This window comes from Massilia rubra, assembly GCF_011682065.1.
Lineage (GTDB): Bacteria > Pseudomonadota > Gammaproteobacteria > Burkholderiales > Burkholderiaceae_D > Telluria_A > Telluria_A rubra.
In genome coordinates this window covers 346,363-372,030 of sequence record NZ_VUYU01000005.1, presented here as the reverse complement: position 1 = coordinate 372,030, position 25,668 = coordinate 346,363, and the positions used below count along the sequence as shown (strand labels likewise).

Genomic DNA, 25,668 nt, shown 5'->3' with positions numbered 1-25,668 from the left:
GCCCGTTCTAACGCGGCGCGCTCGGACGCGCCAGACCCGCTACTTTCTTGCGCTCGTCGACCAGCGTCAGTTTCACGTCCGGCACCCGGTCGCCCTGGAGCTGCACGCTGAACGTCATCAGTTCGTCACGCCGGAAGGCGTGCACGGCGACCGTGTCGCCCACCTTGTAGCGCGACAGCAGCGCATCGAGGTTGGCCGGGCTGCCCGCCACCCGCAAGCCTTCCACCGCCACCAGAATGTCGCCTGCCGACAGGCCCGCGCGATGGGCGGCGCCGCCTTCGTGCACCTGCGTCAGTTTGCAGTCGCCGCCATCGCGCCCGATGCCGACGTCGAAGGCCGGCTTGGCGTTCTTGCGCGCGTCATCGATCTTGACCCCGAACGGCCCATACAACCTGGCCAGCGGCAGGTCGGCCGTGCCGCGCACGTATTTGTCGAATAGCGGTTTGAGTTTCAGGCCGCTGATTTCGTCGAACAGCGCTTCGACTTCGGCCTCGGTCACGCCACGGCCCACGCTAGGATAAAAATCCCGGCCGTAACGCTGCCACAGCGCCAGCATCACATCGTCGAGCGACTTCTTGCCCTCGGTCTTGGCGCGGATGGTCAGGTCGAAGGCAAGCGCGATCAGCGAACCCTTGCCGTAATAGCTGACGATGGCGTTCGGCGCGTTCTCGTCCTGGCGGTAGTATTTGCCCCAGGCGTCGAAGCTGGAATCGGCCACGCTTTGCTTGGTGCGACCGCTCCCGCGCAGCACGCCGCTGACGGCTTTGCCGAGCAGCTTGAGGTAGGCCGCTTCGCCGATGATGCCGCTGCGGACCAGCATCAGGTCATCGTAGTAGCTGGTGAAGCCTTCGAACAGCCAAAGCAGCGGGGTGTAGGTTTCGTTTTGCAGGTCATACGGCGCAAACGCTGCCGGCTTGATGCGCTTGACATTCCAGGTATGAAAATACTCGTGGCTGCACAGGCCGAGGAATTTGAGGTAACCCTCGCCGATGTCGGCCACCTTGGGCGCGGCGGTGCTGGGCAGGTCGGCGCGCGCGCAAATCAGCGCGGTCGAGGCGCGGTGTTCCAGCCCGCCGTAACCGTCGCCCACGGCCAAGGTGAGGAAGACGTAGCGGTCCATCGGCGCGCGCCGAGAGCGCGGCTCGAAAAAGGCGATCTGGGTTTCGCAGATGGCTTTCAGGTCGGCTTGCAGGCGCGCCATGTCGAGGTTGGGCACGCGGCCCGAGACGACGATGTCGTGCGCGATGCCGTGCGCCTTGAAGGTGGCCAGCGCAAAGTCGCCCATTTCGACCGGGTGGTCGATCAGTTCATCGTAGTCGCTAGCTACGTAGGTGCCGAAGCCGTAGCGCTTCGCGCCCAGTTCCGGCAGCGAGGTGGCCACGCGCCAGGTTTTGGCGGCGGCGTCAAGCGGACGCTGGATGTCGACTTCGTGCGGCGTTTGCTCTTGCCCCAGCACGCGCAAATAGACGCTGGTGCCGTTGAAGAAGCCGTGGGTCTGGTCCAGGTGGGCGGCGCGCACCGACAGGTCCCATGCATAGACTTCATACTGCACGCTCAAGGCGCCAGCCACCGGGGCGGCTTGCCAGGAATGCTTGTCGAGCTTTGTCAGCGCGACCGGCTTGCCGTTCGATTCGGCGCGGATCTGGACGATATTGCGCGAAAATTCGCGGATCATGTAGCTGCCCGGGATCCACGCGGGCAGGGCAAACACCTGGCCTTCGGGCGATGGTGCGGCCACGGTGACGGTGACGTCGAACAGGTGTCCGCCCAGGTCTTTAGGAACAATGGCGTACTGGATAGCCGCCGGCTTCTTGGGTGTCGGTTTTTTCATGTTCAATGGGTAGTTCGTGGAAATGGACCAGCGCAAGCTGTCCACCTTACCCGAGTGTGCTGGTTTTTAACAGATCCGCGACGGTATCGATGTCGGAAACAACGCCCGGATCGTCAACGGAAACAACACTCACCGGGTGCGCCTTGAGGATGGCGCGCGCGCCCTGGTCGCCCCGCAGCGCCAGCAGCGCCTCGCGGTGCACGCGGCCAAAACCCACCGGGTTGCCGCGCTGGCCAGCGTGCACCGGCACCACGATCGGCGCGCCCTGCTCCAGCGCGGCGCGCAGCGCCAGCATGGTACTGGTGCGTACATACGGCATATCGCCCAGCGCGATCAGCCACGATGGCGCGTCAGGCGCCTGGCGTAGCGCATGCACCAGCGACGCGGCCATGCCGCTGTCGGCGTCCGGGCATACGGTGACGATGCAGCCAAGCGCGCGCAGGCACTCGCCCACGCCGCCATCGTCAAGCGGTACGACGGCGATGACCGTATCTACAGAGGAGAGTAAAACGCGGGCGCTGGCGGCGACAAGCAGCTCGCCGCCAGGCAAAGGCTGGAGCAGCTTGCTCGCTGCGCCAGTCGGATCGAATCGGTGCCCCCTGCCGGCAGCCAGCAGAATGCCGACAGGGGTCATGGCCATGCGCGCAATCAGGCGGCCTTCAGGTCGAATGGCAGCTTGCGCAGCCGCTTGCCCGTCAGCGTGAACAGCGCATTGGCGAACGCCGGCGCCAGCGGCGGCAGGCCAGGTTCGCCCATGCCGGTCGGCGCATCGCTCGACGCCACGGTGTACACATCGACCTGCGGCATGTCGGTCATGCGCGCCACGGTGTAGTCGCCGAAGTTCTGCTGTTCGACCACGCCATCCTTGAGCGTGATAGCCGCACCGGGCAAGGTGGTACCGAGCGCCATCAGCACCGCGCCCTGCACCTGCGCTTCGATCGTCAAGGGATTGACGACCTGGTTGCAGTGAATGCCGGCGGTGACTTTATGCAGCTTGGGTACACCCTTGACCACCGATGCTTCGACCACATACGCCACCACGGAGCCAAACGACGCGTGCAGCGCCACGCCCCAGGCGCGGCCCTTGGCCAGCTTGCGCTTGCCGTAGCCGGATTTTTCGACCGCCAGGTCGAGCGCGGCCAGGTGGCGCACATGCTTTTCGCCGATCAGCTTCTTGCGGTAGGCCACCGGGTCCATCTTGGCCACGTGCGCGGCTTCGTCGACCAGGGTTTCCATCACAAAGGCGGTGTGGGTCGAGCCCACGGAGCGCCACCACAGCACCGGCACGTTGGCCTTGGCGTTATGCACGGAGAGCTTGAGCGGCACGTCGTACGGCGCGCCCATGCCTTCGACCATGGTGTGGTCCACGCCATCCTTGATCATGAACGGTTCGAACGGCGTGCCGCTGATGATCGACTGGCCGACGATGGTGTGATCCCATGCGAGGATATTGCCCTTGGCGTCCAGGCCGATATCGGCGCGGTGCACGTGCGACGGACGGTAGTAGCCGCCCTTGATGTCGTCTTCGCGGCTCCAGATCACTTTGACCGGACCGCTTTTGCCGGCGGCCTTGTAGGCCTTGGCGACGTTGACCGCTTCAACCAGGTAGTCCGACGACGGCACCGCGCGGCGGCCAAAACCACCGCCCGCCATCATGGTATTGAGCGTGACCTGTTCGGCCTTCAGGCCCGCCGTGGCGGCGATTGCCGCATGGTCGACCGTTTGCATCTGGGTGCCGGCCCACACGGTGCAGCTGTCGGCCTTGAGGTCGACGACGCAGTTGAGCGGCTCCATCGGCGCATGCGCGAGGTACGGGAATTCGTAGACGGCCGAGATTTTCTTCGGCGCGCCGGCCAGTTTGCTCACATCGGCCTGTTTGGCGACGGTGCCCGGCTTTTTGGCCAGCGCCTTGAACTCGGCCATCTGCTTCGATGAAGTCACCTTCTCGACCGCGCTGGTATCCCACTCGATCACCAGCGCCTCGCGGCCCTGCTTGGCCGGCCAGTAGCCGTCGGCGATGACCGCCACGCCACGCCCGCCGCGATCAAGCGCGATTTCGAACACGTCGATCACGCCCTTGATGGCGCGTGCCTTGGTCGCATCGAGCTTGGCGACCTTGGCGCCGAACACGGGCGGGTGCGCCACCACGGCCACCTTGGCGTCGGGCAGGGTGAAGTCGATGCCGAATTGCTGCTTGCCGCTCGACTTGGCCAGCGCGTCGAGGCGCTTGACCGGTTTGCCGATGAAGCGGAAATCCTTGGCGTCCTTGAGCGCCACGGTTGCCGGCATCGGCTGCTTCATGGCGGCGTCGGCCAGCGAGCCGTAGCTGGCTTTGCGTCCGTCCGGGTGCAGCACGAAGCCGCTGGCGGTGCTCAGCTGCGCGGGACTGGTCTTCCACTGCCCGGCAGCGGCGGCGATCAGCATGGCGCGCGCCTTGGCGCCGATTTCGCGGTACTGCATGAACGAGTGGGCGATGGTGCCCGAGCCGCCCGTGATCTGCATGCCGAACGCCGGGTCCTTGAAGACGTCGCCGGCGGGAGCCAGTTCGCCGCGCATCTGCGACCAGTCGGCGTCGAGTTCTTCGGCGATCAGCATCGGCAGCGCGGTGTGTACGCCCTGGCCGAATTCGAGCCGGTTGACCATGACGGTGACGCTGTTATCCGGCGCGATGCGCAGGAACGCGTTGGGCGCGTACACCGGCTTGGCGGCGGCATCCGCCGCGCGCGCGAACTTGTTCGCGCCGGGCATGAAGAAGCCCAGCACCAGGCCACTGGTGGCGACGGCGCCGGCTTTCATGAAACTGCGGCGCGACATGCCGCCTTCAGGCGGGCGTGTCAACGCCGCCTGGTTGATCCATTCGGTACGCATGCGGCTCTCCTCAGGCTAACGTGGTCGCCGCATCCTTGATGGCCGCGCGGATTCGTTGATAGGTACCGCAGCGGCAGATATTGCCGCTCATGGCGCCGTCGATGTCGGCATCGGTCGGCTTCTTGTTGGTGCGCAGCAGGGCCGTAGCGCTCATCACCTGGCCACTCTGGCAGTAGCCGCATTGCGGCACGTCGTGGCGTACCCACGCATCCTGCACGGCCTTGCCGACCGCGTCGCCCTCCATCGCTTCGATGGTGGTGATCTTCTGGCCGGCGGCGGCCGAAATGGGCGTGATGCACGAACGGATCGCATCGCCGTTCAGGTGCACCGTGCAGGCGCCGCACAGGGCCGCGCCGCAGCCGAATTTGGTGCCCGTCATGTTCAGGTTATCGCGCAGCGCCCACAGGATGGGCGTGGCCGGATCGGCGTCGACCTGCATATCGCGGCCGTTGATATTCAAAGTAACCATGTACTGCTCCCTTGTCTTGGTACTGCGCTTCGGACTGCTGTTTTTATATGTGCTATTTTTTTGCAGCGACCGGCGCCGGGGCGGCTGCGGCGGCTGGCGCGGCAGGTTTGGCCGCCGGCTTGGCCGTCTTGTTCAGGGTGGCGAATTTGGCTTCCAGGCCCTTGGTATCGATCGCGCCCGGAATGCGGCTGCCGTCGGCAAAGAAGATCGCCGGCGTGCCCTCGATGCGCAGTTTGCGACCGAGTTCAAATACCTTGTCGTTCGGGTTGGCGCAGTTGGCGGCGGCGGCCGGCGCTGCCTTGTTATCGATCATCCAGTCATCCCAGGCCTTGTTGCGGTCCGGCGCGCACCAGATGTTCTTGGACTTGACCGAGGAATCCTCGGACAGGATGTTGTACATGAAGGTGTACACCGTCACGTTGTCGATTTCCTTGAGCGTGGTCTGGCGGAAGCGCTTGCAGTAGCCGCAGTTCGGGTCTTCGAAGATGGCGATGGTGCGCTTGCCGTCGCCCTTGACCAGCTTGAGCGCATGCTGGAACGGCAGGTCGGCAAAATTGATCATGTTGATCTCGTCGACGCGCTCCTTGGTCAGGTTGCGCTGGGTCTTGACGTCGACCACCTGGCCGAAGATCAGGTACTCGCCGGCTTCGTCGGTGTAGATGATGTCGCCGTTGGCGCGCACCTCATACAGGCCGCTGTAAGGCGTCTTTTTGATCGAATCGATCTTCATATCCTTGCCCAGGCGAGGCTCGATGCGCTTCCTGATGGTCTCTTCCAGGCTCGCTTTGGCGGGGGTGGGCGCCGGGGCGGCATTGGCAACAGTGGCGGACAATGCGGCCAACACAAACAGCGCGAGTTTACTTTTAGTCATAGCTTCTCCGATTTCTTTAACAGCCTACTTGCCCATGGCGTGCGACATCAGTCGACGCTTCAGCAGTGGCAACTTGTCCAGCAAATTCAGTCCCAGGTTACGCGCGATGCGCACCGGCTCCAGGTTGGTGCCGAACAGGCGCGCCAGGCCGTCCGTGGCGACCTGCATCAGCAGGATGTCTTCCTTGCGCGCGCGGGCGTAGCGTGCCAGCACGCGCTCGTCGCCGATGGCGCGCTGCGGTTCTCGCGCGGCGATGGTCTTGAGCAGCGCCGACACGTCGGCAAAGCCGAGGTTCATGCCGTGGCCGGCCAGCGGATGGACCACGTGGGCGGCGTCGCCCACCAGCGCCACGCGCGGCGCGACGATAGCGTGCGGGCGGATCAGCGCCAGCGGCAAGTCCTTGACCGCCTCCGGTTGCAGGGGCTTGAGTTCTCCCAGCTTGTCGCCGGCCAGCACCGCCAGGCGCACGGCCAGTTCGCCCATGCTTTCGTTCATGATGGTGTCGGCCAGCGCATCGGGCGCGGACCAGACCAGCGAGACGCGTTTTCCCGGCAGCGGCAGCAGCGCCACGATGCCTTCTTCGCCGGTGAACCATTGATGCGCCACGCCGTGGTGCGGTTTTTCGCAGGCGAAGTTGGCTACCACGGCGCGCTGGTGGTAGGCGCGGTAGTCGACTCCGATATCGCACTGGCCGCGCACCCACGACTGGCCGCCGTCGGCGCCGACCACCAGCGCGCTGGCGATGGCGCTGCCGTCGTCGAGATGCACGGTGGCGCCATCAAGGTCGCTGGCCAGCCTGACCGCGCGGCCCGTGACGATGGTGACGTTGGCGGCGAAGCGCAGCGCGGCGTCGAGCGCCTGGTTCAGGTTGCGGTCTTCGACGATCCAGGCCAGCGCGCCGACATGGGCGCCGAAAGCATCGAAGGCCAGGTCGCCCGGTTTGGCGCCGTCGCCGTTGACGGCCATGACGTCGACCGCCGCCACCCGGTCCATGTCGAGCGCGCCCCACACCTTGAGCGTAGAGAGCAAGCCGTGCGCGGTGTGGTTGAGCGCGTAGACGCGCACATCCCAGGGCTGCTCGCCGCTCGTGGCGGCGGGGGGGATTGAAGCCGATGGCGGGACCAGCACGGTAACGCTGTGACCGGCCTGGGCGAACCCGAGGGCGGTCGTCTTGGCGATGGCGCCGTTGCCAACGATGCACACCGCGCTCTGATGACGCGCGGAAGAAGAATTTGGACTAGTCATACAGAGCATTATAGCGGCTGGCAAGCAGACAGTTTTTTGCGGCAGCCGAAGGTTTTATCGATAAAGTTGCCAGTCGGCCTTGCAAAGTGGGAATCGGGTGTCTATAATCATGCCTCTTGGCCTGGTAGCTCAGTCGGTAGAGCAGAGGATTGAAAATCCTTGTGTCGGTGGTTCGATTCCGCCCCGGGCCACCAAGAATTGAAAAACGCCACCTTCGGGTGGCGTTTTGCATTTCTGCTCGTCACTTTCCCCCTTCCCTTTTTGATGATCGGCCGCGACATTGACGTCGCCGACAGATCGCGTCGCGGCACATAGCAAAGCTGTCGATGAACCGCATCTGAACCGCTGCGACCCAATCGTGCAAGCGTGCACAATAGACTTAACCAGGCAATAACGATAAATTGGCTGCATACCGGTTCAATATCGGTGCAACAGAGTGCATTCTTAATCCTTCGCATCTTGCGGCGGTCAATTTATCTAAAGGAAATCGCAATGAAAAAAGTACTCATCGCAACAGCATTCTCCCTGGCATTTGGCGCTGCGAACGCAGCCGATATCGTCGATACCGCCAAGTCCGCCGGCACCTTCAACACGCTGGTAGCGGCGGTACAGGCTGCGGGCTTGGTCGACACCTTGAAGGGTCCGGGGCCGTTCACCGTGTTCGCGCCGACCGACGAAGCCTTCGCGAAAATCCCGAAAGCCAAGCTCGATGCCCTGCTCAAGGACAAAGCCGCGCTGACCAAGGTGCTCACTTATCACGTTGTACCAGGCAAAGTGATGGCGGCGGATGTGAAGCCGGGGGCGGTCAAGTCGGTTCAGGGCAGCAACCTGACGGTCACTGCGGCGGGCGGCAAGGTCATGCTCGACAAGGCGCATGTGATCAAGACCGATATCGCGGCCGATAATGGCGTGATCCACGTGATCGATACGGTCGTGATGCCGAAATAACAGGCAGGATCGGCGGCGCGGCGTGCGCGTGCCAAGCGATGCGCGCGCAGCACTAGCCAGACCGGCCCGGGGCTGCTATGATAGCGACCCTTGGCCTGGTAGCTCAGTCGGTAGAGCAGAGGATTGAAAATCCTTGTGTCGGTGGTTCGATTCCGCCCCGGGCCACCAAGAACAAACGAAACGCCAACCATCTCAGGTTGGCGTTTTTGTTTGTCAGACGAAAAGTCCTTGTGTCCCCTCCATCTCCGGCTTTTCACATGCTGCACCATCCCCTCAACCAGCGCTTGAAACTGGTGAGATGTCCGTCACACGTTGCATGTTAAACAATTAATGCCTTGTTTTTCCTTGAACATCGATAACGCCGGTCGATCGCATCGAGCTTGGGTATCTCTGATGGATAGCTCAGGCGCCTCAATTCCCTACCGTCATAATTTTTGCATTCTGCCTGTAGTACAACGGGAGCGCGTCGTACTCGCAGCCGGCCAGGGCAGCGAAGTTGACGTATTCCGCTATGCCAGGGTGGCGGCGGGTTTTCGACGTGTCCACTGTTACCGCTATGGCCCCGATTCCTTGCTCCCGTCAAATGTCCGTTAAAATGAAACATGAAAAATATCGTTGCCGCCCCCGTGGCCAACTTCACTGACTTGCTGCTTGACGCTGTCTGCATGGTCGACGCCGGTGGACGTTTCGTGTTTGTCAGTGCCGCTTGCGAACGCATCTTCGGCTATACCCAACAGGAAATGATCGGCAAGCTCATGATCGATCTTGTCGCGCCGGCCGACCGCGAGCGCACGCTGGCTGCGGCGCGCAACATCATGAACGGCGAATCCCATATCCATTTCGAAAACCGCTACCTGCGTAAGGACGGGAGCATCGCTCATATCATGTGGTCGGCGCGCTGGTCCGAGCCTGATCAGTTGCGCGTGGCGGTTGCGCGCGATGTAACGCTCCTGAAACAGGCCCAGGCGCTGCAGGCGGTGCTCTACGCCATTTCCGAGGCGGCGCAGGCAAGCGACGACTTGGTGGACCTGTTTCAGCGCAGCCACGCGATCATCGGCGACCTGCTGCCCGCCTCCGGTTTTGGCGTGGCCCTGCTCGACACGGCCGGCCAGCACTTGCACTTTGCCTATTACGTCGACGGCGGCATGCCGTCCAATGCGTCCTTGACGCGCGTGCTGTGCGAGGAAGTGGTTCGACGCGCAGCGCCGCTGCTGCTGAAGTCCGGGAGCAGTGAAGCACTGCCGGCACAGTTGCAGGCAGCGGCGAACAGCATGACAGGCGGCGCACTAGCGGTGCCACTGAAGACTCCCGAGGGCATCGTCGGCGTTATCGTACTGTGCACGGGAACCGAGGGCGCCAGCTACATGGCCCACGACCGCGACCTGCTGCTGTTCGTGGCGGACCAGCTCGCCGCCGCCATCCAGCGCAAGCGCTTGCATGCGCAAATGCATTTCATGGCTATGTACGACGAACTCACCCGCCTGCCGAACCGGCGCCTGCTCTACGACCGGCTCGACACCGCCCTCGCCCGCGCTCGACGTCAGCAGGAGGGCTTGTCCTTGCTGTTCATCGACCTGAACCGGTTCAAACTGGTCAACGACAGCTACGGCCACGCATGTGGCGACCTGTTGCTGCGGCAGGTCGCACGCCGCATCGCTTTCTGCCTGCGCGACAGCGATACGCTGGCGCGCCTGGGCGGTGATGAATTCGTCGTCCTACTGGAAAATAGCGCCCTGCCCTCGAATGCGGGGCTGGTCGTGGATAAAATCCACCTGGCGCTGGCGGCGCTGGTCGACCTTGGCGAAGGCATCCAACTGCAGGTTTCCGTCAGCATCGGCATTGCGCATTATCCTGAGCATGGCGACAATCGGCAGGCGCTCATGTCCCACGCGGATGAGCGGATGTATGCCTCCAAGGCGGTCGCGGCGGAGGCTGGATCAGGGGATTGAACATCCTTGTATCGGTGGTTCGATTCCGCCGCGGGCCACCAAGAATATCCAGAGAAAACGCCGATCCATCCGGACCGGCGTTTTTGTTTCCAGCTTAAGACCTCCTCCTGTCCGGTCTATTTCCGGTTGGTCTATGGCTCGACGCTCAGACAATCGCTCATTTTCTCTCTTGTATTGGTGGCCCATTGATTGACCTGCCGCGTTTCTTATATCTCCCCCTTGATGCAGCACGGAATTTTCCGCATTGCGTGGCGTCTTTACGAGAACATCAATTTCGTAGCGGATATACTGTAGGGAAATTCCGGCGATTTGGCCGGTTGGCTGTTCAAGAGCGATATAAGGCATTGATATGGAGATGCACGATGAGCCTGTTTGGCAAGCTGTTTGGTGGAAGCAAGAAGGACCAAGGCACAGGCGCCAAGGGTAGCAAACCCGCACCGTCGGTGGATGAGATACGCTGGCAGCAGGTCTACGACGCGCGTTCCCGATTGTTCGAACGACATTTTGGAACACTGCCAGCTGACATCCTCCAGATGATGGATCTTTCCGGCGTATGGCCAGGCGGAGGGCTGTACGTCATCCCGACCAGGATCGCGGGTGAGCCAGGGGTCATCTACTCCACCTTCGGGCTGTCCAATCCCGATATGCCCGCCACAGTCGAGATGGTCGATACGCAGTCCACGTCGAGCGACAGTCACGGCCAGCGAACCGTTGGGTTGGCCGGCACCTTGCGCCAGAAGGCAAACATAAGGCCGCGCACCGATCGCCCAGGCTATGGTTACGAGTTGATCGTCCTCGCCAGGGAGAATGCTGATTGGCCACTTTGGCTATTGCAATGGGCGGCCAAAGCGGAGGTGCTCAAAGACGCCGACTTTCTCGGCTTCGTGGAGAAGCACCAGGGCATCACGGTTGAGCAGATCGGGATCGGCGAAGGGAAATCGGTGACTCTGCTCATCAGCAAGGCGCAGGCACCGCTCCCCGATCAGCTTGACCTTCCCAACGGGAAGATGGCACTGCTTGTCGCAACCGTGATCACGGAAGACGAAATGCGTTGGTCGATGACGAACGGGCGCGATCGTTTGCTGGCCGAGCTGAAAAAAGCCGGAGTGGGCCAGATGAGCATTCTGGACCGGGCCAGTGTTGTTCGTATCGAGGAACCCGACTTTGCGCAGGTGGCGAGCCTGAGCCAGGCAAAAGAGCTCGAGGCCAAGGGGCAATTGGCAAGGCTCTTGATGTTCCCCGCCGAGTTTGGCGGGGAAGATGTGGCGATGAATGTCGTGTACGTCCCGCCAAGGACGGTTCGGCAACGGACAGCGCATATACAAGCGCTGCGGGCATGGATTGAGGAAGGCGCAGTCAATAACCTGGACGTGCGCCCTGAATACAAGGAGACGAGTTTTGTCCCTTCGCGCATCCATATGCATGCATCGCATTCGGACAGCGGCGAGCAACGGACGCTCACACTGGAAGTGTGGTGAGGATCGTTCACAGCACGGGTTTGTAGCCGCGCCTGCCGACATACATGAGCGATAATGCAATGTTATCAGTTTGACTCACGCACACAACAATAAGGCGGATCGCATGCGGCATTTCGAGTTTGACGACGGCACATCCCGGAAATTCTGGAGCATTGAACAGGATGATTGCGAGCTTAACGTTTGCTTTGGCAAATCCGGCACGACCGGCCAGCGCCAGACCAAGGTTCATGCCGATGCGGCCAAGGCGGCCGCTGCACTGGCCAAGCTGGTCAAGGAGAAGACCGCAAAGGGCTATGTCGAAACAGGTGCCGGTACCCCTGTCGCAGCGCCGCTCCCGCTGCCCGTCCCGGATGCGAAGGCAGCGACGCCACCTGTGACACCGGCGGAACCCATCGCTCCGCTTGCGGCAGCGCCCGCGTCCCCTGGCGCACGCACTGATATCGCCCCGTGGCTGGCACTCGCCACCCTCGTCGTCATACCGCCGAAGCTGGCCGCGCTGGCGCTGCCGTCACGCCGCTTTCCCGGCAAAAAGCCAGGCAACGACCTGGCAAAACTGTGGGACAAATTTTGCGAAGCGATGACCGAGAGCTTTTGTTATCCCGAGTACGACGTGGCTTCCGAGGCTTTCAAACCCGCTGTTAACGAGGCTGCTACACGCTTCCATCAGGACCAATGGGAAGGCTCGCTGGAATCGGACGCGATCCTGCTTGCGGCCGAAGCAAAATTACCTTCCTACAGCAAGGCGGCGCGCAGCACCGGGTCGGCATTCGTCGATTTTCTGGTGGCACGCAAGGGCCTGGTCTACGCGCTGGAGGTGCTGTTGCAGATGGAGCGCTGGAGCTGCACCGTCGAGCACAGATCGAATGAGTATTACTTCAGCTTCACCGATGCCGACGAAAATGCCTTCAACTACACGAGCAACGGCATTTACACGGCCACCGAACTGGCCTATCGCGCACACCTGGCCCATGCAGACCAGGCTACATGGGATCAATGCCTGGCGCTCTGCCAGGCAGCCGTGCCCGGCCTGCCGGTCAAGCGCCGTCCACTGTTCGGCCTGCTGTTTTCCGAGCAGGCCGGCTGGTGCGAGCAGCTGATACTGGACTACGCGGCCACCCCTGACTTTACGCCCGCGTACTGGTTGCAACTGGGGGCAAGCTCGCCGCAAACCGTGCGCCTGATGACATATGCGCCGCCCTCATACCGTGGCGCCGAATCGGGCTTCACCTACCCCCGGCTGGTCGCCACGCTGCTGCAGGAACGCGGCCTCGCTGCCGAGGCGCTGCTGGTCGCGTATCCGGAAAATGAACTGGCTGCCGAGGGCCTGGCCTGTATCGGCACGCCTTCGTCCATGCGCGCGCTGGCCGCGGCGAGCAGCACCGGCAAAGAGGCGATGGCGCGCTTCACCGCTGCCGTGCAGTGCTGGCCGCTGGCTGGCATTGCCGCTCTGAGCGAGATGATCGGCGCCGAGCGCAAGGCCATGACGGCGTTCGCGCCCATGCTCGCGACCTTGCTGCGCAGCCAGGCCGACATGTTGGCCGCGCTGCGGCCATGGCTCTCGGACGAGGCCAACAAGGTCATCGACATCGTGAGCGCGCAAATTGGCGAGCGCGCCGACCTGGCCGGGCCGGCCGATTTGCCGCGCGTGCTGGCCGTGGCGCCATGGACGCTGCCACGGCGCCGCGCAGCGGCACCGATGGAGCTCGATCCGCTGGACCTGGCGCCCGTCGAACAGTGGGCCGAGGGCGAACGCGAGGCACTCCTCGTGCCGAGCGAGTGGGACCAGACGCGCATCGAAAAGCTGGGCAACTTGCCTGAGCTGATCGAGTGGTTCCGCCTCGGCAAGAAGAACACTGACCGTGTCGCGCGCTGCCTGGCGAAGCACGATGGCGCTGACCTGGCCGCATTGTGGATCGAACTTCGCGACAGCCGCAACGAGTGCCCTTGTTTCAGTGCGCGCAACGCCATGCTTATGCCGCAGCCAACGGGGCTGGCGTTCTGGAATGAGCTCGCCTGCCAGGACGACTACGATATCGATTTTGTCCTTGCCCGCTCGGGTGTCGGCGCGATCCCCGGCATGGTCCTCGTCTGCACGTTCCGTGCCTTGAAAAATCTCCACGTCGCGCTGCACCTGGGGGCAGTCGAACTGGCGCTGCCCGTTGCGCGTGCCTTTGCAGAGCTGAAGACCGTGCGCGATACCGCGCGCCAGTGGCTGCTGGCGTTTCCCGAACATGCCGCCTGCGGCCTGATCGCGTATGCGCTCGCGCTGCCTGGGCCGGAGCGCAGCTGCGCGGTGCTGGCGCTGCGCCTGCTGGCGGCGGAAGGCCACGACGCTCTGCTGATGGCGGTGGCGAAGCGCTACCCCGATCCGGGCGTGGCGCTGCGCGTGCGCGCGCTGCTGGACGAAGACCCGCTCGACCGCTACCCCGACAAGCGCATCAAGGCGCCCGATTTCTGGCAGCCGGCCGGATGGACCCGCCCGGTCCTCGCCGCTAGCGGCAAGGGTTTGCCCGACGAGGCGCTCGACCATCTCGGGACCATGCTGCGCTTTCCCACCATTGAAGGCCCCTACGCCGGCATCGTCGACGTCAAGGCGGCGTGCACGTCCGATTCGCTGGACGCTTTCGCCTGGGATCTGTTCAGGGCCTGGATGGACGCCGGCGCCCCGGCCAAGGAGGGCTGGGCCTTTCTCGCGCTGGGGATGCTGGGCAACGATCACAGCGCGCGCAAACTGACGCCGCTGGTGCGGGCGTGGCCCGGCCAGTCGCAACACGCACGCGCGGCAGCAGGGTTGGACATACTGGCTGCCATCGGCACCGATACTGCGCTCATGCTCCTGAACGGCATCGCCAAAAAACTCAAGTTCAAGGCCCTGCAGGACCGCGCACGGGCCAAGATCGCGCAGATCGCCGACACGCGCAATCTGAGCATCGAGGAGCTCGAGGACCGGCTGGCGCCGGACCTGGGGCTGGACGATAACGGCAAGCTCACACTGGACTTCGGGCCGCGCCGGTTTACGGTCGGCTTTGACGAGACTCTCAATCCCTATGTGCGCGACGACAGCGGGGCGCGCCTGAAAGACCTGCCGAAACCGAAAGCCAGCGATGACCAGGCCCTGGCGGCAGAAGCGGTGGCGCGCTTCAAGCTGCTAAAAAAGGATGCCAAGGTGATCGCGGCGCAGCAGGTATTCCGGCTCGAGTGCGCCATGTGTACGCCACGTCATTGGACTGTCGATGTCTTCGTGGCCGTCCTGGCGCAGCACCCGCTGCTGCGCCACCTTGTGCAACGCCTGATATGGGGCGTGTACCAGCAGGTGGCGCAGGAGCGGGCGCGCCTGGTCGCCTGTTTCCGGGTGACGCCGGAGGGCCTCTATACCGGCGCCGGCGACGAGGATTTTGTGCTTCCCGACGGTTCCGACGTGCGGATCGGCATTCCTCATGCGCTGGAACTGCCCGCCAGCGACGCTACAGCCTTTGGCCAGCTGTTCGCCGACTACGAATTGCTGCAGCCATTCGCGCAGCTCGGCCGCGACAGCTATCGCGCTGAAGCAGACGAGCTGGACGGGTGCACATTGCAGAGGTGGGAGGGCAAGGTGGTGCCGACCGGCCGGATACTCGGTCTGGTCAACCGGGGCTGGCGCCGCGGCAGTGCGGAAGACCACGGCTGCATGTATTACTTCTGCAAGCCGATCGGCACTGACAAGGCGGCCATGCTTTCCTTTGGTCCCGGCATTTATACCGGCAATCTGACCGAGAACCCGGAGCAGACGCTCGCCTTCGTACAGTACGGCAAGGCCAACCGGGACGGTTTTCCTTCGCCGACAGAAAGCCTGTCCACGCTCGACCCGGTTGCCCTGAGCGAATTGATACGCGATATCTCCGGGCTGTGTGCATAGGCGGGTGGCGTCTGGTTAGCGGTTTTGTAAAAGCGCCCAAATGGAAAACCACGCGCAAAGCCCACATTTGCGCGCTTCTCAAAGCCCGTTCACACGGTATGTCCTGTTTGCCGCGCTACCGCTTTGCATCGAGAAAAAATCCGCGCCAGAAGAAGACGATGTGGCGCTTATCCCTGACATAGATGAAGGTGATTGGAGAAGGCAGGAGGCAATCTATCGCAATTTCAGTGACAGGATCGGGCAATCGCATGCTGCGCGGATCAAACTTGAACTCGCGCCAAAAAAAGTTAGTTGTGTTGTGGCGAGATTGCTTGAATGTTGGCTTGTCACATTTTTCGCCAGCGAACTGCACGGACTCAGCTGTGACAACGAAATCGGTACCGAGCAGCTTGTCGACATCGTCGCTTGATAGCGACGTGGTTTCCTGCGCGCCTGCCGTTCCGGTCACCGTCCACCGTCCGAGCACAGCCGAGCCCGCATTCGTTCCAGCCATGCTGGGCGGCGCAGCCAGCGCCACCAGCAAAGCAGCCAAGGTATGTGTGCGCATCGTTCTCATTGGTCTTTCAGAAAGGGGAGCTCTTCGCGCCGACGGGGCACCAAGCCCGGCATGACGACGCGACGGCCATTTTACGTCGAATGCGTGTTGCTCATGATTGAGTTGGCAGCGCCGCGTGCCAGCGGACGTAGCCATGACTTCCTCCTGATCAAAAATATTGATTGCGGCCAATAGAGGCTTCACGCTAGCAGCGGCATGGGCTCGTGGTGAAGACCATGCGCAAGACTTCAGCCTGTTACTTCCTCATCGCAAACAGAATCTAGATCCCGAAAGCCTTCAGGCCCACATCGAGCACGACTTCCAGGGGATTATGCTGTTGCCCGCCCGGACGCGCATTGCGCGGCACTTCCTCGTACAGGAAGTAGGCATCCTGCCCGCTGAATTTATCGTGGAAAAGCGCCTGCCGCCCCCTCAGATAAGGAATAAACGGGTCGGCGCGGACGGTGGCGTACATGGCATTGACGCTAAAACCCAAAGTCGCATCCTGGCTGATGATCCGGCCGCTCACGGCGCTTTCCAGCCGCACGCCACGGCAGCCCTTGACGATGAGCGTGACTGGTCCTTCAAAAGCGAGGTAACGCAACTGCAGCGTCAGCCATGCATGCAGGGTGCCCAGGCGCCAGTGGCTGCGAATGGTGGGGCGCTGCCCGGCCTTGCAGATCATCCCGACCAGCCCGCGTGGCTGAAGCACGATCGCCTCTCCGGCAGCAATCTCGAGAAGGGCGACTTCATCGAGCGCGTCGACGGTGGACGACACCACCACATCGGCAGGCTGCGCGGTACGAAGCCGCTTCAACATCCATAAATGCGCGGCGATGCTGGTAAACCAGTGGCGCCAGCTAAACAGCAACGTCGTCGTAACATTGACGCCTTCGGGCTGGCTCTGGCAATAGTCCGGACGGATGAGCATGTCATCGCCAGCCGCCAAGACCACGTTCTGGGATACCGCGGAAATAACTGAGCTGTGACGCGCTCGCCGCGCGTTGGCGGAAGGTGAAGCCGGCGCGTTTCCCTGTGTTGTACCGATCACAATCGCAGGCCTGCGTGCGGCCAGCGGCGCCAGCACAAAATAGAAGAAGGTGCGGATGGCGGCCGGCACCAGCCACCATCCGATCAGCACACCGAGCGCCACTGGCAGTACCGGACGCACGGCCTGGTAAGCTTGCCAAACGTGGTTCTGCGCCGCCAGCCCCTCCGCCTGGCGCAGCCGCTCCCGCAGCGGTGCGCCAATCATGACGAGGCGTTGCTCATCAACCCGGAATGCGGCAATCGGGGTGGGAAGCGACATCCGCTCAAGAAGCGCCTGCTGCACCAAAAAATCTTTGTACGCTTTCCTGTTCGCGGCGCGCAGATCGTTGACTGCCCTCTCCAATTGCTGCACGCGCTCGTATGGCTCGGTGAAGGGAAGGTTGACGAGCAAACCTCCCACTGCCTGGCTATGGTCCAGTTCCTTTTGCATGCTTTGGTAGGCCGCGTAAATTTTCACGTGCGAGAGCCGAAGTTGCTCGAGTGTGTGCAGCGCAGCCTGCCGGTTGCCCAATACAACAAGGTGCGCACGCAAGGCGACCAGATGAGCCTTCGCCTGGCGCCGCAGTTCGATCTCGGCGCCACGCATGGCCTGCTGCCTTACATGTTCTACTATCCGATCCGCGCCCTTGAATGCGTCGGACGCTAGCGATACCTTATCCAGCTCGCGCTGCTGAAGGCTGATGTCGTTGTCGATGCCGCGGATTTGCTCATCAAGCTGCTGCACCGTCGCCCCGGACAATTGCTCCACCTGCCGCGCAATGCGCTGGGCGACCGTCGCCTGATGGTCGCTCACATCCTCTTGCACTGCGCGCAGCGCCGGAACGTCCTTCACAATGCTTTGAACGTGCATCCACTCGCTGCGGATCCATTTTGCGGAAACGAGAGCGAGGACAATGAACGTGAATACAAACAGATTACGTCGGATGGTCTGGAACACAACGGAAAGAAAATGACCCACGCGAAAACCACCGAATGTTAGAAATTGCAAAGAAGCGGGGAACGCCAACGGAACACCACAGCGAAGACTGCAACAAGCCCTTTCAAGCACCGCTTAGCCATGCGGCGTGCGCGCATGGCGGCAGGGCCTGCAATTGTGTGCCTCGCATGCAAAACATACCACGAGATGGTGGCCTGCCCGGTCCCATTGATGCCGGCCCACATCATGGAAGCCATATTCCCGTATCGTACTTCCTGCTCGCCTCGCCTGTTCAGGGTCGGCACGCTTGTCCGCTCTGCGCGTATCCGTTACCCTTGCCACGCCAGAGTGCCTGGCGAACAGATTGCGCAGCCCATCCGCCGGCTCCGTATCAGTCTGATGGAAGGGGGGCCGGCATGTCGCCTGTTGCCCCGAAAAGGAAAGAAAGAGCAAACGATGCCGTTTTTAGACTGGGCAAACAAGAATCAAGCGAAGGCGGCCACTCACGAGGCGCCCTGCCACTTGCTCAAGCAGGAGTCTGTCCACGGCGATATCACCGGCGCCTGTGCCGGCAATCTGCTCATTCAGGCTGACAACTTGCTGGCGCTCAAAGCCCTGATGCCCTTGTACGCGGGGCGGGTCAAATGCATTTTCATCGATCCTCCCTACAACACCCAAAGCGCGTTTGAGCATTACGATGACAAGTTGGAACACAGCCAATGGCTGTCGATGATGTATCCGCGCCTGGTCTTGCTGCGCGAGCTGTTAAGCGAGGACGGCTTCATCGTTCTTCACATTGACGATGCTGAAAGCCATTACGCCAAAGTGCTGATGGATGAAATATTCGGCCGTTCACACTACCAAACGTCGATGTATGTCCAGGTGCGATACACGTCCAAGACATTGAAGTCCGACATGGCGTATCACAAGCAGATTGAGCAGGCATTGGTATACCGCCGTTCCTGCGCGGCGAAACCCTATAAGCCATCGATTCAGACCGAAGGCTTCGACAAGTTCAACTTCGAGATTGTCGAGTTGGCGCACGGCCGCTCCATCACCCTCGGAGGCAAGGCGGTGCAAGTGTTCCGGCCGGGAGAGTACGAAATCAACAAAGTGGCAGGCCACGTTGATGGGTTAAAGGAAATATGGGCGTCCGGGTCTATTCTCGATGGAAACTCCTCCGGGCGCTTCTTCCGGGACTACCTCGCGGGCCGTTTTGACGAGGATGGCGCCGGCGCGCTGTACAAGGTAGCCAATATCGGCGATGACGGTCTCGGCTATCGCTATTTAACCGGGCCAAAGAAAGCGTCGGCCTCCAAAGGCAAGTATTTTCAAGGCGTCCCGACCGACAAGCGCAGCCTGGAGGTGCAGGACGCGCAACTGCCCATCGAAAATTTTTACGATTTCTCACCCCAGTTTGGAAATTGCCGCTATGAAGGCGGTGTCGATTTCCGATCCGGAAAGAAGCCTGAAGCCTATGTCAAGAAGATGCTGGATCTGTTTTCCAGGCCCGGAGACCTGGTGATGGACCCGTTCTCAGGCTCGGGCTCGACGGCGGCTGTCGCGCATAAAACCGGACGCGGCTATATTGGGATCGAACAAGGCGAGCAGGCGCGCACCCATTGCCTTGCCCGGTTGATAACGGTCATCGCTGGCGACAAGACGGGCGTGAGCGCCGACGTCGGATGGACTGGCGGTGGCGGATTTCGCTTCTGCACCCTGGCCCCCGCAGCGCGCCATTAACCGGCATGGCCGCCATCGTTGCGTCCCATGCCGGGCGCGATGTCCATGCCCATCGGGCCGGCGCCGCCTCCCTGCATCTCCATGCCCGCGCCCTTGTTGCCACCCCGGTTGGCGTCACCCTTGCCACGGCCGGCGCCAGCCGCTGCGCGCGTCGGCCCCTGCAACGGAATGATCACGTCGCCCGGCACCGGCCCCAGGTCGAGCGCCGCGCGGATAAAGCTGCGCAGCGAAATGACCAGGTCCGCCGTGTGGATGGGACGGCCGGCGGCCAGGTCGGCCGCGGCCTGGCCCGCCAGGCGGCAGTGTTCTTCGGTGCCCAGCAGGAGAATATCGGCCAGGGCCGCTTCGACCGCGTCACGGATGCGGCGCGAGCGATCGGAACTGGCCGGTCCCTCGGCCGCGCCGGCCTCTTCCGGCGCGCCGGGAGCGCCCTGGCGCACGTCGCGCAAGTGGGTTGGATCGACCGTCAATTGCCCGGTAAACGACCCGCCCAGGGTGCGATAGGCGGACATCAGCGTTTTCAAGCGCTCGTTGATCTGGCGGTTCATGCGCTCGCGCCGTTGCTGAATGGTCTGCATCATGAGCATGCGCACGCCCACCCCGAGCAAGGTGAACACCGCCAGGCCGACGATGGTCGTCAGCGCTCCTTGCCATGAACTGAAATCCATCGTGCGCATCCCGGCCTCGGCAGCTATTTGAATGCCAGCCAGTGTACCGATTTTGGGCTCGATGGCGCGGCGGATTGACATTGTGCGCCGATGGGGCAGACAAGAATTTGTAGTGTGATATAAGAGTGTCACATGCGTAGGCTGTCGCTTTTTGGCATTGTGACAGTCGACATCTCAGCTGCGTCAACCGTATCCTTATCCACTTCAGCTTGCCCAACATGCGAGAAGACAGCCCAAGATGATACCAATATTGGCAGCCGACTCTTATCGCGGCTTCTCCGCACATTTGGGACGCCTCCTGCCCGGGGCTGAAAAAGCGGCCCAGCCAATTTTTATCGGCCGCGTTCTCTGGCCCGCTGGCAGTGAACCTGAAGACGTCGTTGTTAAGCTCTACGAAGCAAGTAGCTGTGGGGTAGCGAACGAAACCATCGGCTACATCGTCAACGCTCTACGTGGGATTCGGCAGCCCAGAAGAGGTGGCATCCTTCTTCTGTCGAAACGTCAACTACCGGATCTCAACACAGACCTGGCTGATTTTATCGATACGCATAGTGGACTGGCGGCTTGCTGGATCAGCATGAAGGTAACTTCTTGTACGAAGACGACTTGAAATACTTGGCCATCGATCAAGGTTGCGTAGGTGGCGGCAAGTATTGGCATACTTCATGGCCTGACCCGCATCCCAGAAACGAGTTGGCGATCCTCGCACAGAGTTTTCTGAACGGCTCACAACTGGCCGCATGGCGTGCAGCAGCGCTCATGGAGTATGGAAATGCGCAATCGAGCTGGGACGCGATTCTGGCCCACGTTTCAGCCATGCTACCTGGCTTGCTGGACGCCGACGATATCGATACGATTGTAGAATATATGCGAGGACGCGCAACGGGACCGGCGTTTGCCACCAGTTGCGAAAGGCTAATCTGATGAACTTTCTGGAACTTCTGCAGCGAGCTACCCCATCACCGGAACCGTTGCTGACCGGTGAATGGGCGACTATTGCGTTTCGTCCCGACTTGGGAAGCCAACAAGAATTTATCGTTGGCGTGGCGGCAGCGATTGACGGTGATGCGCAACCGCATCTGAAATGGCTCCCGTCACTTTCAAAACTCAGCCACCTGTACGGTGATGCCATTACCTCATCCGATACGCGCGATCTTTTCGACGGGTCTGAAATCGCTATCCGCTCCAGCTATCACGCACTATTGAAGACGCTCGACAGCGGCTCGCCGCATTTGCGCGTGATCCCTTGCGGCTATCTGGCAACACACGACATCGATGTTGAACTGACGACCCTGCTGAAGCGGCAAGCTGGCGCGCTATGGCAAGACAGTCATCATCGGGATAGCCCGATGGATGACGAGTGGGCCTACACGACGATGATGAGGGCGGTGAAGTCCGCACAGGACACATTCAATCCCTTCATTCCAGGCCGATCCGTCGTCATCGGGACCAGGAAATTATCGATCGCGCTCAATAATGGCCATAGTTACGGAAATATCGTCTCCGCCAGATATGCATTATTTTCGACTATTCACGGCCACATCCACTCTTCGCTGCTCCAGGTAACACGAGCCCACAACCTGTCCAACCGGGAGGCGCAACCGACGCTTTTTGTCGTTCTTCCCGAAGTAAAAACACCGGCAGACGTGCTGACATCAAAAAAGACCATCGATTTATTGAATGAGATCGAGGAGGCCGGGGTCACCCAGTTTTCGCATAACGATCCTGCCGAGGTGGCATTGAAGATTCAAGCCTGGGCCGCTGTCGCATAGCTCCTCACGGCCGGCGACAGGACGACAAAATCGAGCGTTGCGCAGGATACAGGACCTCCCTCATCTCATGCTGTCTCAAGCGCTTACGACTCGAGTACGCCGCGCCGGCGCCGGCGCCGCCTCCAGCGGCGCGAATATGCCCTGCAAATCCTCCTGGGTAATCTGCAATCCCTGCGTATCGCCGCCGCTGAGCACCGCGCCGGCCAGCGCCGCCTTGCGATGCTGCATCTCCTGGATTTTTTCCTCCAGCGTGTCCTTGGCGATCAGCTTGTAGACGAACACCGGCTTGTCCTGGCCGATGCGCCAGGCACGGTCGGTAGCCTGGTTCTCCACCGCCGGGTTCCACCACGGATCGTAATGGATCACGGTGTCGGCCGCCGTCAGGTTCAGGCCGACACCGCCCGCCTTCAGGCTGATCAGGAAGACCGGCACCTTGCCGCCCTGGAACGCCGCCACCTGCGCGCGACGGTCCTTGGTGTCGCCCGTGAGCAAGGCGTAGGGGATATTGCGCGCGCGCAGTTCCTCTTCGATCAGCGCCAGCATGCTGGTGAACTGGGAAAACACCAGGATCTTGCGGCCCTCGTCGAGCAACTCGTCCAGCATGCCGGTCAACTCGGCCAGCTTGGCCGACGGCGCGGCACTCTTGCGCGCGCCGCTCATGGCCACCAGGCGCGGATCGCAGCACACCTGGCGCAATTTGAGCAACGCTTCCAGGATCACGATCTGGCTGCGCGCCACGCCCTTGCTGGCAATCGCCGCCCGCACCTTCTTGTCCATCGCCAGGCGCACCGTCTCGTACAGGTCGCGCTGCGCCCCGGCCAGGGTGACTTCGCGCAGCATGTCGGTCTTGGCGGGCAATTCCTTGGCCACGTGGTCCTTGGTGCGGCGCAGCAGGAACGGCTTGATGCGGCGCGTCAGGAAGGCGTTGCGGCCGGCGTCGCCGTCACGCTCGACCGGCTTGCGGAAGTCGCTGTTAAATTGCTTCTCGTCGCCCAGCAGTCCCGGCAGCAGGAAGTGGAATTGCGACCACAATTCGCCCAGGTGGTTTTGCAGCGGCGTGCCCGTCAGGCACAAGCGGTGGCGCGCGCGCAGCAGGGCGGCCGTCCCGGCTGCCTTGCTGCGGTGGTTCTTGATGTATTGCGACTCGTCCAGGATCAACAGATGGAACTCTTGCCCCAGCAAGGCCGCCTCGTCGCGCGGCAGCAGCGCATAGGTGGTCAGGACCAGGTCGCAGCTGGCCATCTCCCCAAAGCGTTCTGTCCGGTCTGGCCCATGCAGCAGGAGCACGCGCAGCGATGGCGCGAAGCGCGCCGCTTCATCTTGCCAGTTGCCCATCAGGCTGGTGGGTGCGACAACCAGTGCCGGGCGGTCCAGCCGCCCCGCTTCCTTTTCCAGCAGGATATGGGCCAGCGTCTGGATGGTCTTTCCCAAACCCATGTCGTCGGCCAGGATGCCGGCCAGGCCGAATTCGCGCAGGAACTGCATCCACGCCACGCCCTCTTGCTGGTAGCTGCGCAAGGTCGCTTGCAGGCCGCGCGGCGGCGCCACCGCTTGCACGCCGTCGAAGCCGGCCAGGCGCTGGCCGAGGGCGCGCAAGCGCTCGCCGCCGATCCAGCGCAGGCGGGCGCCCGCCTCCAGCTCGGCCAGGCGGGCCGCGTCCAGGCTGGGCAGGCGGATGGCGTTGCCGATGCGTTCCAGAAAATACAGTTCGCCAAGGGTGCTCAGGATCGGCCGGATGCGGCTCCAGGGCAGGGCCACGCGCGCGCCGCCGGGCAGGCGCGCCATCAGCACGTCGCTGTCGGCATGGGCCGCCAGCGCCTGCGCATCGAACTCCATGGGCGCACTGCGGATCAGTTGCAACAGGATCGGCAACAGGGGCACGCGCTCGCCCTCGACCACGATGCCCAGTTCCAGTTCGAACCAGGCATTGCCCTCGCCTCCCGGGTCGACGTCGGCGTACCAGTCGTCGATCGCGCGCACGTCGAAGCGGAAGCTGGGCGCCAGTTCCAGCAGCCAGCCCCGGGCGCGCAAGGCCGGCAGGCCGGCGCGGCCGAATTCGAGCCAGGCGTCGTTGTCGGCCAGCTCCAGCGCCCCCGCAAAGCGCTTCAGCGCGGGCGCGCTGCTGGGCCGAAAGCCAAAGCCTTCCAGCGTGGCATGGGCCAGCGTCTCGGCGCCGCCGTCGCGCTCGATCTGCTCGCTGCCGTTTGCGCTCGTGCGTATCAGCCGCTGGCTGGGGTCGGCCGAGGCCCGCTTGCCGTCGTAATCGAAGGCCAACACGGCGTAATCGTGGCAAGCTGCGGCGCTCTCCATGCTGCCCAGTAAAAGATAGGGGGTGCAAGGGATATCGCTGCGCAAGGTCACGTGCGGTAGGGGCGGCAGCGGCATCAGCCGGTCCAGTTGCAAGGCTTGCATTTCAGTGCAAAAACGCGCCGCCTGCGCCGCTTCGACCTGGGGCGCCTGCCGGACCAGCTCCAGCAGGGCCGCCGTGGGCAAGCCGCGCAGCGCGGCCGGCAAGTCGAGCTCGCCCACCTCGTCGTCATTCAGGTACATCGGCGGATCGGTCGCCAGGATGGTGTCGATGGCGCCGCCCTCGCCCTCCCAGGCCAGGCTGATGATGCCGTTCGTGTTGCGCCAGGCCGGCGCGGCGGCGCGCCGCGCGCCGCGTTTCAGCTGCCGCATCTTGCCCTTGAGGTCCTTGCGCGAGCCGGCCCGCAGCAGCAAGCCCTGGTCCAGCAATTGTGCGAGCAACTGCGCACCGAGCGCGCCGCGTGGCTGGGCCACCGCGCCGTAGGCGTCGCCATCGGCCCGCAAGGCGAGGAACAAGCGGATCAATTCGCCCTGCGCGCCGCCACTGGCCGCTTCGGCGACCAGCTCGTAGCCTTGCGTGATCGCACTGGCGCTGGTATAGCCGCCGCCCGAGCGCGGAAACGAACGGCAGAGCGCCAGTTCCAAGCCGCTATTTTGCTTGGATGGCACGAAAACGAAGATCAATTGCGACAGCGGCTTGCCCGCAGCGGCGACATCGGCCGCGGCGGCCGCCCGTGCAAGCCGGTCGAGCCAGGTGGTGCTGGCATACGGCAACGCCGGCGCGGACGGTGCTTGCCCATCCTGGCGCTGCAAATATGCCAGCAGGACGGCGACCACGTGCTTGCAGTTGTATTCCATGGGACAGCTGCAACTGCCGTCGATCATCAGCCCGCCATCCTCGCTCACTTCGATCGTTTGCTCATAGACCTGGCGGCCGCTGCCGCCGACCGTGCCCACGATGTCGCCCCCGTGCACACGGCAGGAATACACCTTGCCGCGCCGGTAGTAGTCGCTGCCGCGCGCGTAGCTCGCCTCACCGGTGTTTTTTTGAATGTCGTCGTCGTCGAAAATAGGAACATACATGGCAAGTCAGGGCGCGGAAAGATGGCCGCTATTATCGCAG

At 62.5% G+C, this 25,668-nt stretch carries 18 protein-coding genes and 3 tRNA genes; 11 read left to right on the top strand and 10 right to left on the bottom strand.

All coding sequences use genetic code 11. The annotated features are described in order from the left end of the window. Positions 1 to 7: 7 nt before the first annotated feature. The 6 genes from F0185_RS10215 to F0185_RS10190 are packed head-to-tail and all read right to left on the bottom strand — an operon-like array spanning position 8 to position 7,284. A complete protein-coding gene (locus F0185_RS10215) occupies positions 8 to 1,831 on the bottom strand; it encodes a M61 family metallopeptidase (protein WP_167223968.1) in 1,824 nt (607 codons plus the stop codon). A 46-nt stretch (positions 1,832 to 1,877) separates the two neighbouring features. Beyond that, a complete protein-coding gene (locus tag F0185_RS10210) occupies positions 1,878 to 2,471 on the bottom strand; it encodes a nucleotidyltransferase family protein (protein ID WP_229476878.1) in 594 nt (197 codons plus the stop codon). A gap of 8 nt (positions 2,472 to 2,479) precedes the next feature. Beyond that, positions 2,480 to 4,699 (bottom strand): xanthine dehydrogenase family protein molybdopterin-binding subunit, encoded by a 2,220-nt coding sequence (locus tag F0185_RS10205; protein ID WP_167223966.1) that lies wholly within the window; start codon positions 4,697 to 4,699, stop codon positions 2,480 to 2,482. Positions 4,700 to 4,709: 10 nt separating this feature from the next. Then, complete coding sequence (locus tag F0185_RS10200) at positions 4,710 to 5,168, bottom strand: (2Fe-2S)-binding protein (RefSeq protein ID WP_167081809.1); 459 nt, start codon at positions 5,166 to 5,168, stop codon at positions 4,710 to 4,712. 52 nt (positions 5,169 to 5,220) lie between these two features. After that, positions 5,221 to 6,039, bottom strand: a complete 819-nt coding sequence (locus F0185_RS10195; protein WP_167223964.1) for a DsbC family protein — start codon at positions 6,037 to 6,039, stop codon at positions 5,221 to 5,223. A 24-nt stretch (positions 6,040 to 6,063) separates the two neighbouring features. Next, the gene (locus tag F0185_RS10190) at positions 6,064 to 7,284 is read right to left on the bottom strand and encodes an FAD-dependent monooxygenase (RefSeq protein WP_167223961.1); all 1,221 of its coding nucleotides are present in this window, start codon (positions 7,282 to 7,284) and stop codon (positions 6,064 to 6,066) included. Between the two features lie 118 nt (positions 7,285 to 7,402). Between F0185_RS10190 and F0185_RS10185 the strand changes: the two genes are divergently transcribed. From F0185_RS10185 to F0185_RS10155, 7 genes are all read left to right on the top strand, one after another. Continuing rightward, positions 7,403 to 7,478, top strand: a tRNA-Phe gene (locus F0185_RS10185). 298 nt (positions 7,479 to 7,776) lie between these two features. Then, positions 7,777 to 8,232 carry a fasciclin domain-containing protein gene (locus F0185_RS10180; protein WP_167223959.1) on the top strand — a complete coding sequence of 152 codons (456 nt, stop codon included), beginning with the start codon at positions 7,777 to 7,779 and terminating at the stop codon, positions 8,230 to 8,232. A gap of 92 nt (positions 8,233 to 8,324) precedes the next feature. After that, positions 8,325 to 8,400, top strand: a tRNA-Phe gene (locus F0185_RS10175). A 434-nt stretch (positions 8,401 to 8,834) separates the two neighbouring features. Then, positions 8,835 to 10,181, top strand: coding sequence for a sensor domain-containing protein (locus F0185_RS10170; protein ID WP_167223957.1), 1,347 nt, complete (start codon positions 8,835 to 8,837; stop codon positions 10,179 to 10,181). Continuing rightward, a tRNA-Phe gene (locus F0185_RS10165) sits at positions 10,157 to 10,222 on the top strand. The genes F0185_RS10170 and F0185_RS10165 overlap by 25 nt, the downstream gene beginning before the upstream one ends. 321 nt (positions 10,223 to 10,543) lie before the next feature. Beyond that, entirely contained in the window at positions 10,544 to 11,659 is a 1,116-nt protein-coding gene (locus F0185_RS10160) for a suppressor of fused domain protein (protein WP_167223955.1), read from the top strand. 103 nt (positions 11,660 to 11,762) lie between these two features. Further along, positions 11,763 to 15,554, top strand: coding sequence for a WGR and DUF4132 domain-containing protein (locus F0185_RS10155; RefSeq protein ID WP_167223953.1), 3,792 nt, complete (start codon positions 11,763 to 11,765; stop codon positions 15,552 to 15,554). Positions 15,555 to 15,669: 115 nt separating this feature from the next. Here F0185_RS10155 and F0185_RS10150 read toward each other — a convergent pair whose 3' ends face one another. Next, on the bottom strand, positions 15,670 to 16,101 hold the full coding sequence (locus F0185_RS10150; protein ID WP_167223951.1) for a hypothetical protein: 432 nt from the start codon (positions 16,099 to 16,101) through the stop codon (positions 15,670 to 15,672). A 268-nt stretch (positions 16,102 to 16,369) separates the two neighbouring features. Beyond that, positions 16,370 to 18,145 carry a coiled-coil domain-containing protein gene (locus tag F0185_RS10145; RefSeq protein ID WP_167223949.1) on the bottom strand — a complete coding sequence of 592 codons (1,776 nt, stop codon included), beginning with the start codon at positions 18,143 to 18,145 and terminating at the stop codon, positions 16,370 to 16,372. A 366-nt stretch (positions 18,146 to 18,511) separates the two neighbouring features. On the opposite strand from F0185_RS10145, the gene F0185_RS10140 reads away from it, so the two are divergent. Then, positions 18,512 to 19,798 carry a site-specific DNA-methyltransferase gene (locus F0185_RS10140; RefSeq protein WP_167223947.1) on the top strand — a complete coding sequence of 429 codons (1,287 nt, stop codon included), beginning with the start codon at positions 18,512 to 18,514 and terminating at the stop codon, positions 19,796 to 19,798. Here the strand turns inward: F0185_RS10140 and F0185_RS10135 are convergent. Continuing rightward, positions 19,795 to 20,475 carry a hypothetical protein gene (locus tag F0185_RS10135; RefSeq protein WP_229476877.1) on the bottom strand — a complete coding sequence of 227 codons (681 nt, stop codon included), beginning with the start codon at positions 20,473 to 20,475 and terminating at the stop codon, positions 19,795 to 19,797. The two genes, F0185_RS10140 and F0185_RS10135, sit on opposite strands and share 4 nt — an antisense overlap. Positions 20,476 to 20,716: 241 nt before the next feature. On the opposite strand from F0185_RS10135, the gene F0185_RS10130 reads away from it, so the two are divergent. Genes F0185_RS10130 through F0185_RS10120 form a run of 3 tightly spaced genes read left to right on the top strand, consistent with a single transcriptional unit; the run spans position 20,717 to position 22,238 of the window. Continuing rightward, complete coding sequence (locus tag F0185_RS10130) at positions 20,717 to 21,076, top strand: hypothetical protein (RefSeq protein ID WP_167223943.1); 360 nt, start codon at positions 20,717 to 20,719, stop codon at positions 21,074 to 21,076. Then, a complete protein-coding gene (locus tag F0185_RS10125) occupies positions 21,058 to 21,390 on the top strand; it encodes a hypothetical protein (RefSeq protein ID WP_167223941.1) in 333 nt (110 codons plus the stop codon). The genes F0185_RS10130 and F0185_RS10125 overlap by 19 nt, the downstream gene beginning before the upstream one ends. Beyond that, a complete protein-coding gene (locus tag F0185_RS10120) occupies positions 21,390 to 22,238 on the top strand; it encodes a hypothetical protein (protein WP_167223939.1) in 849 nt (282 codons plus the stop codon). The genes F0185_RS10125 and F0185_RS10120 overlap by 1 nt, the downstream gene beginning before the upstream one ends. A gap of 75 nt (positions 22,239 to 22,313) precedes the next feature. Here F0185_RS10120 and F0185_RS10115 read toward each other — a convergent pair whose 3' ends face one another. Beyond that, positions 22,314 to 25,628, bottom strand: coding sequence for a DEAD/DEAH box helicase (locus tag F0185_RS10115; RefSeq protein ID WP_167223937.1), 3,315 nt, complete (start codon positions 25,626 to 25,628; stop codon positions 22,314 to 22,316). Positions 25,629 to 25,668 lie beyond the last annotated feature (40 nt).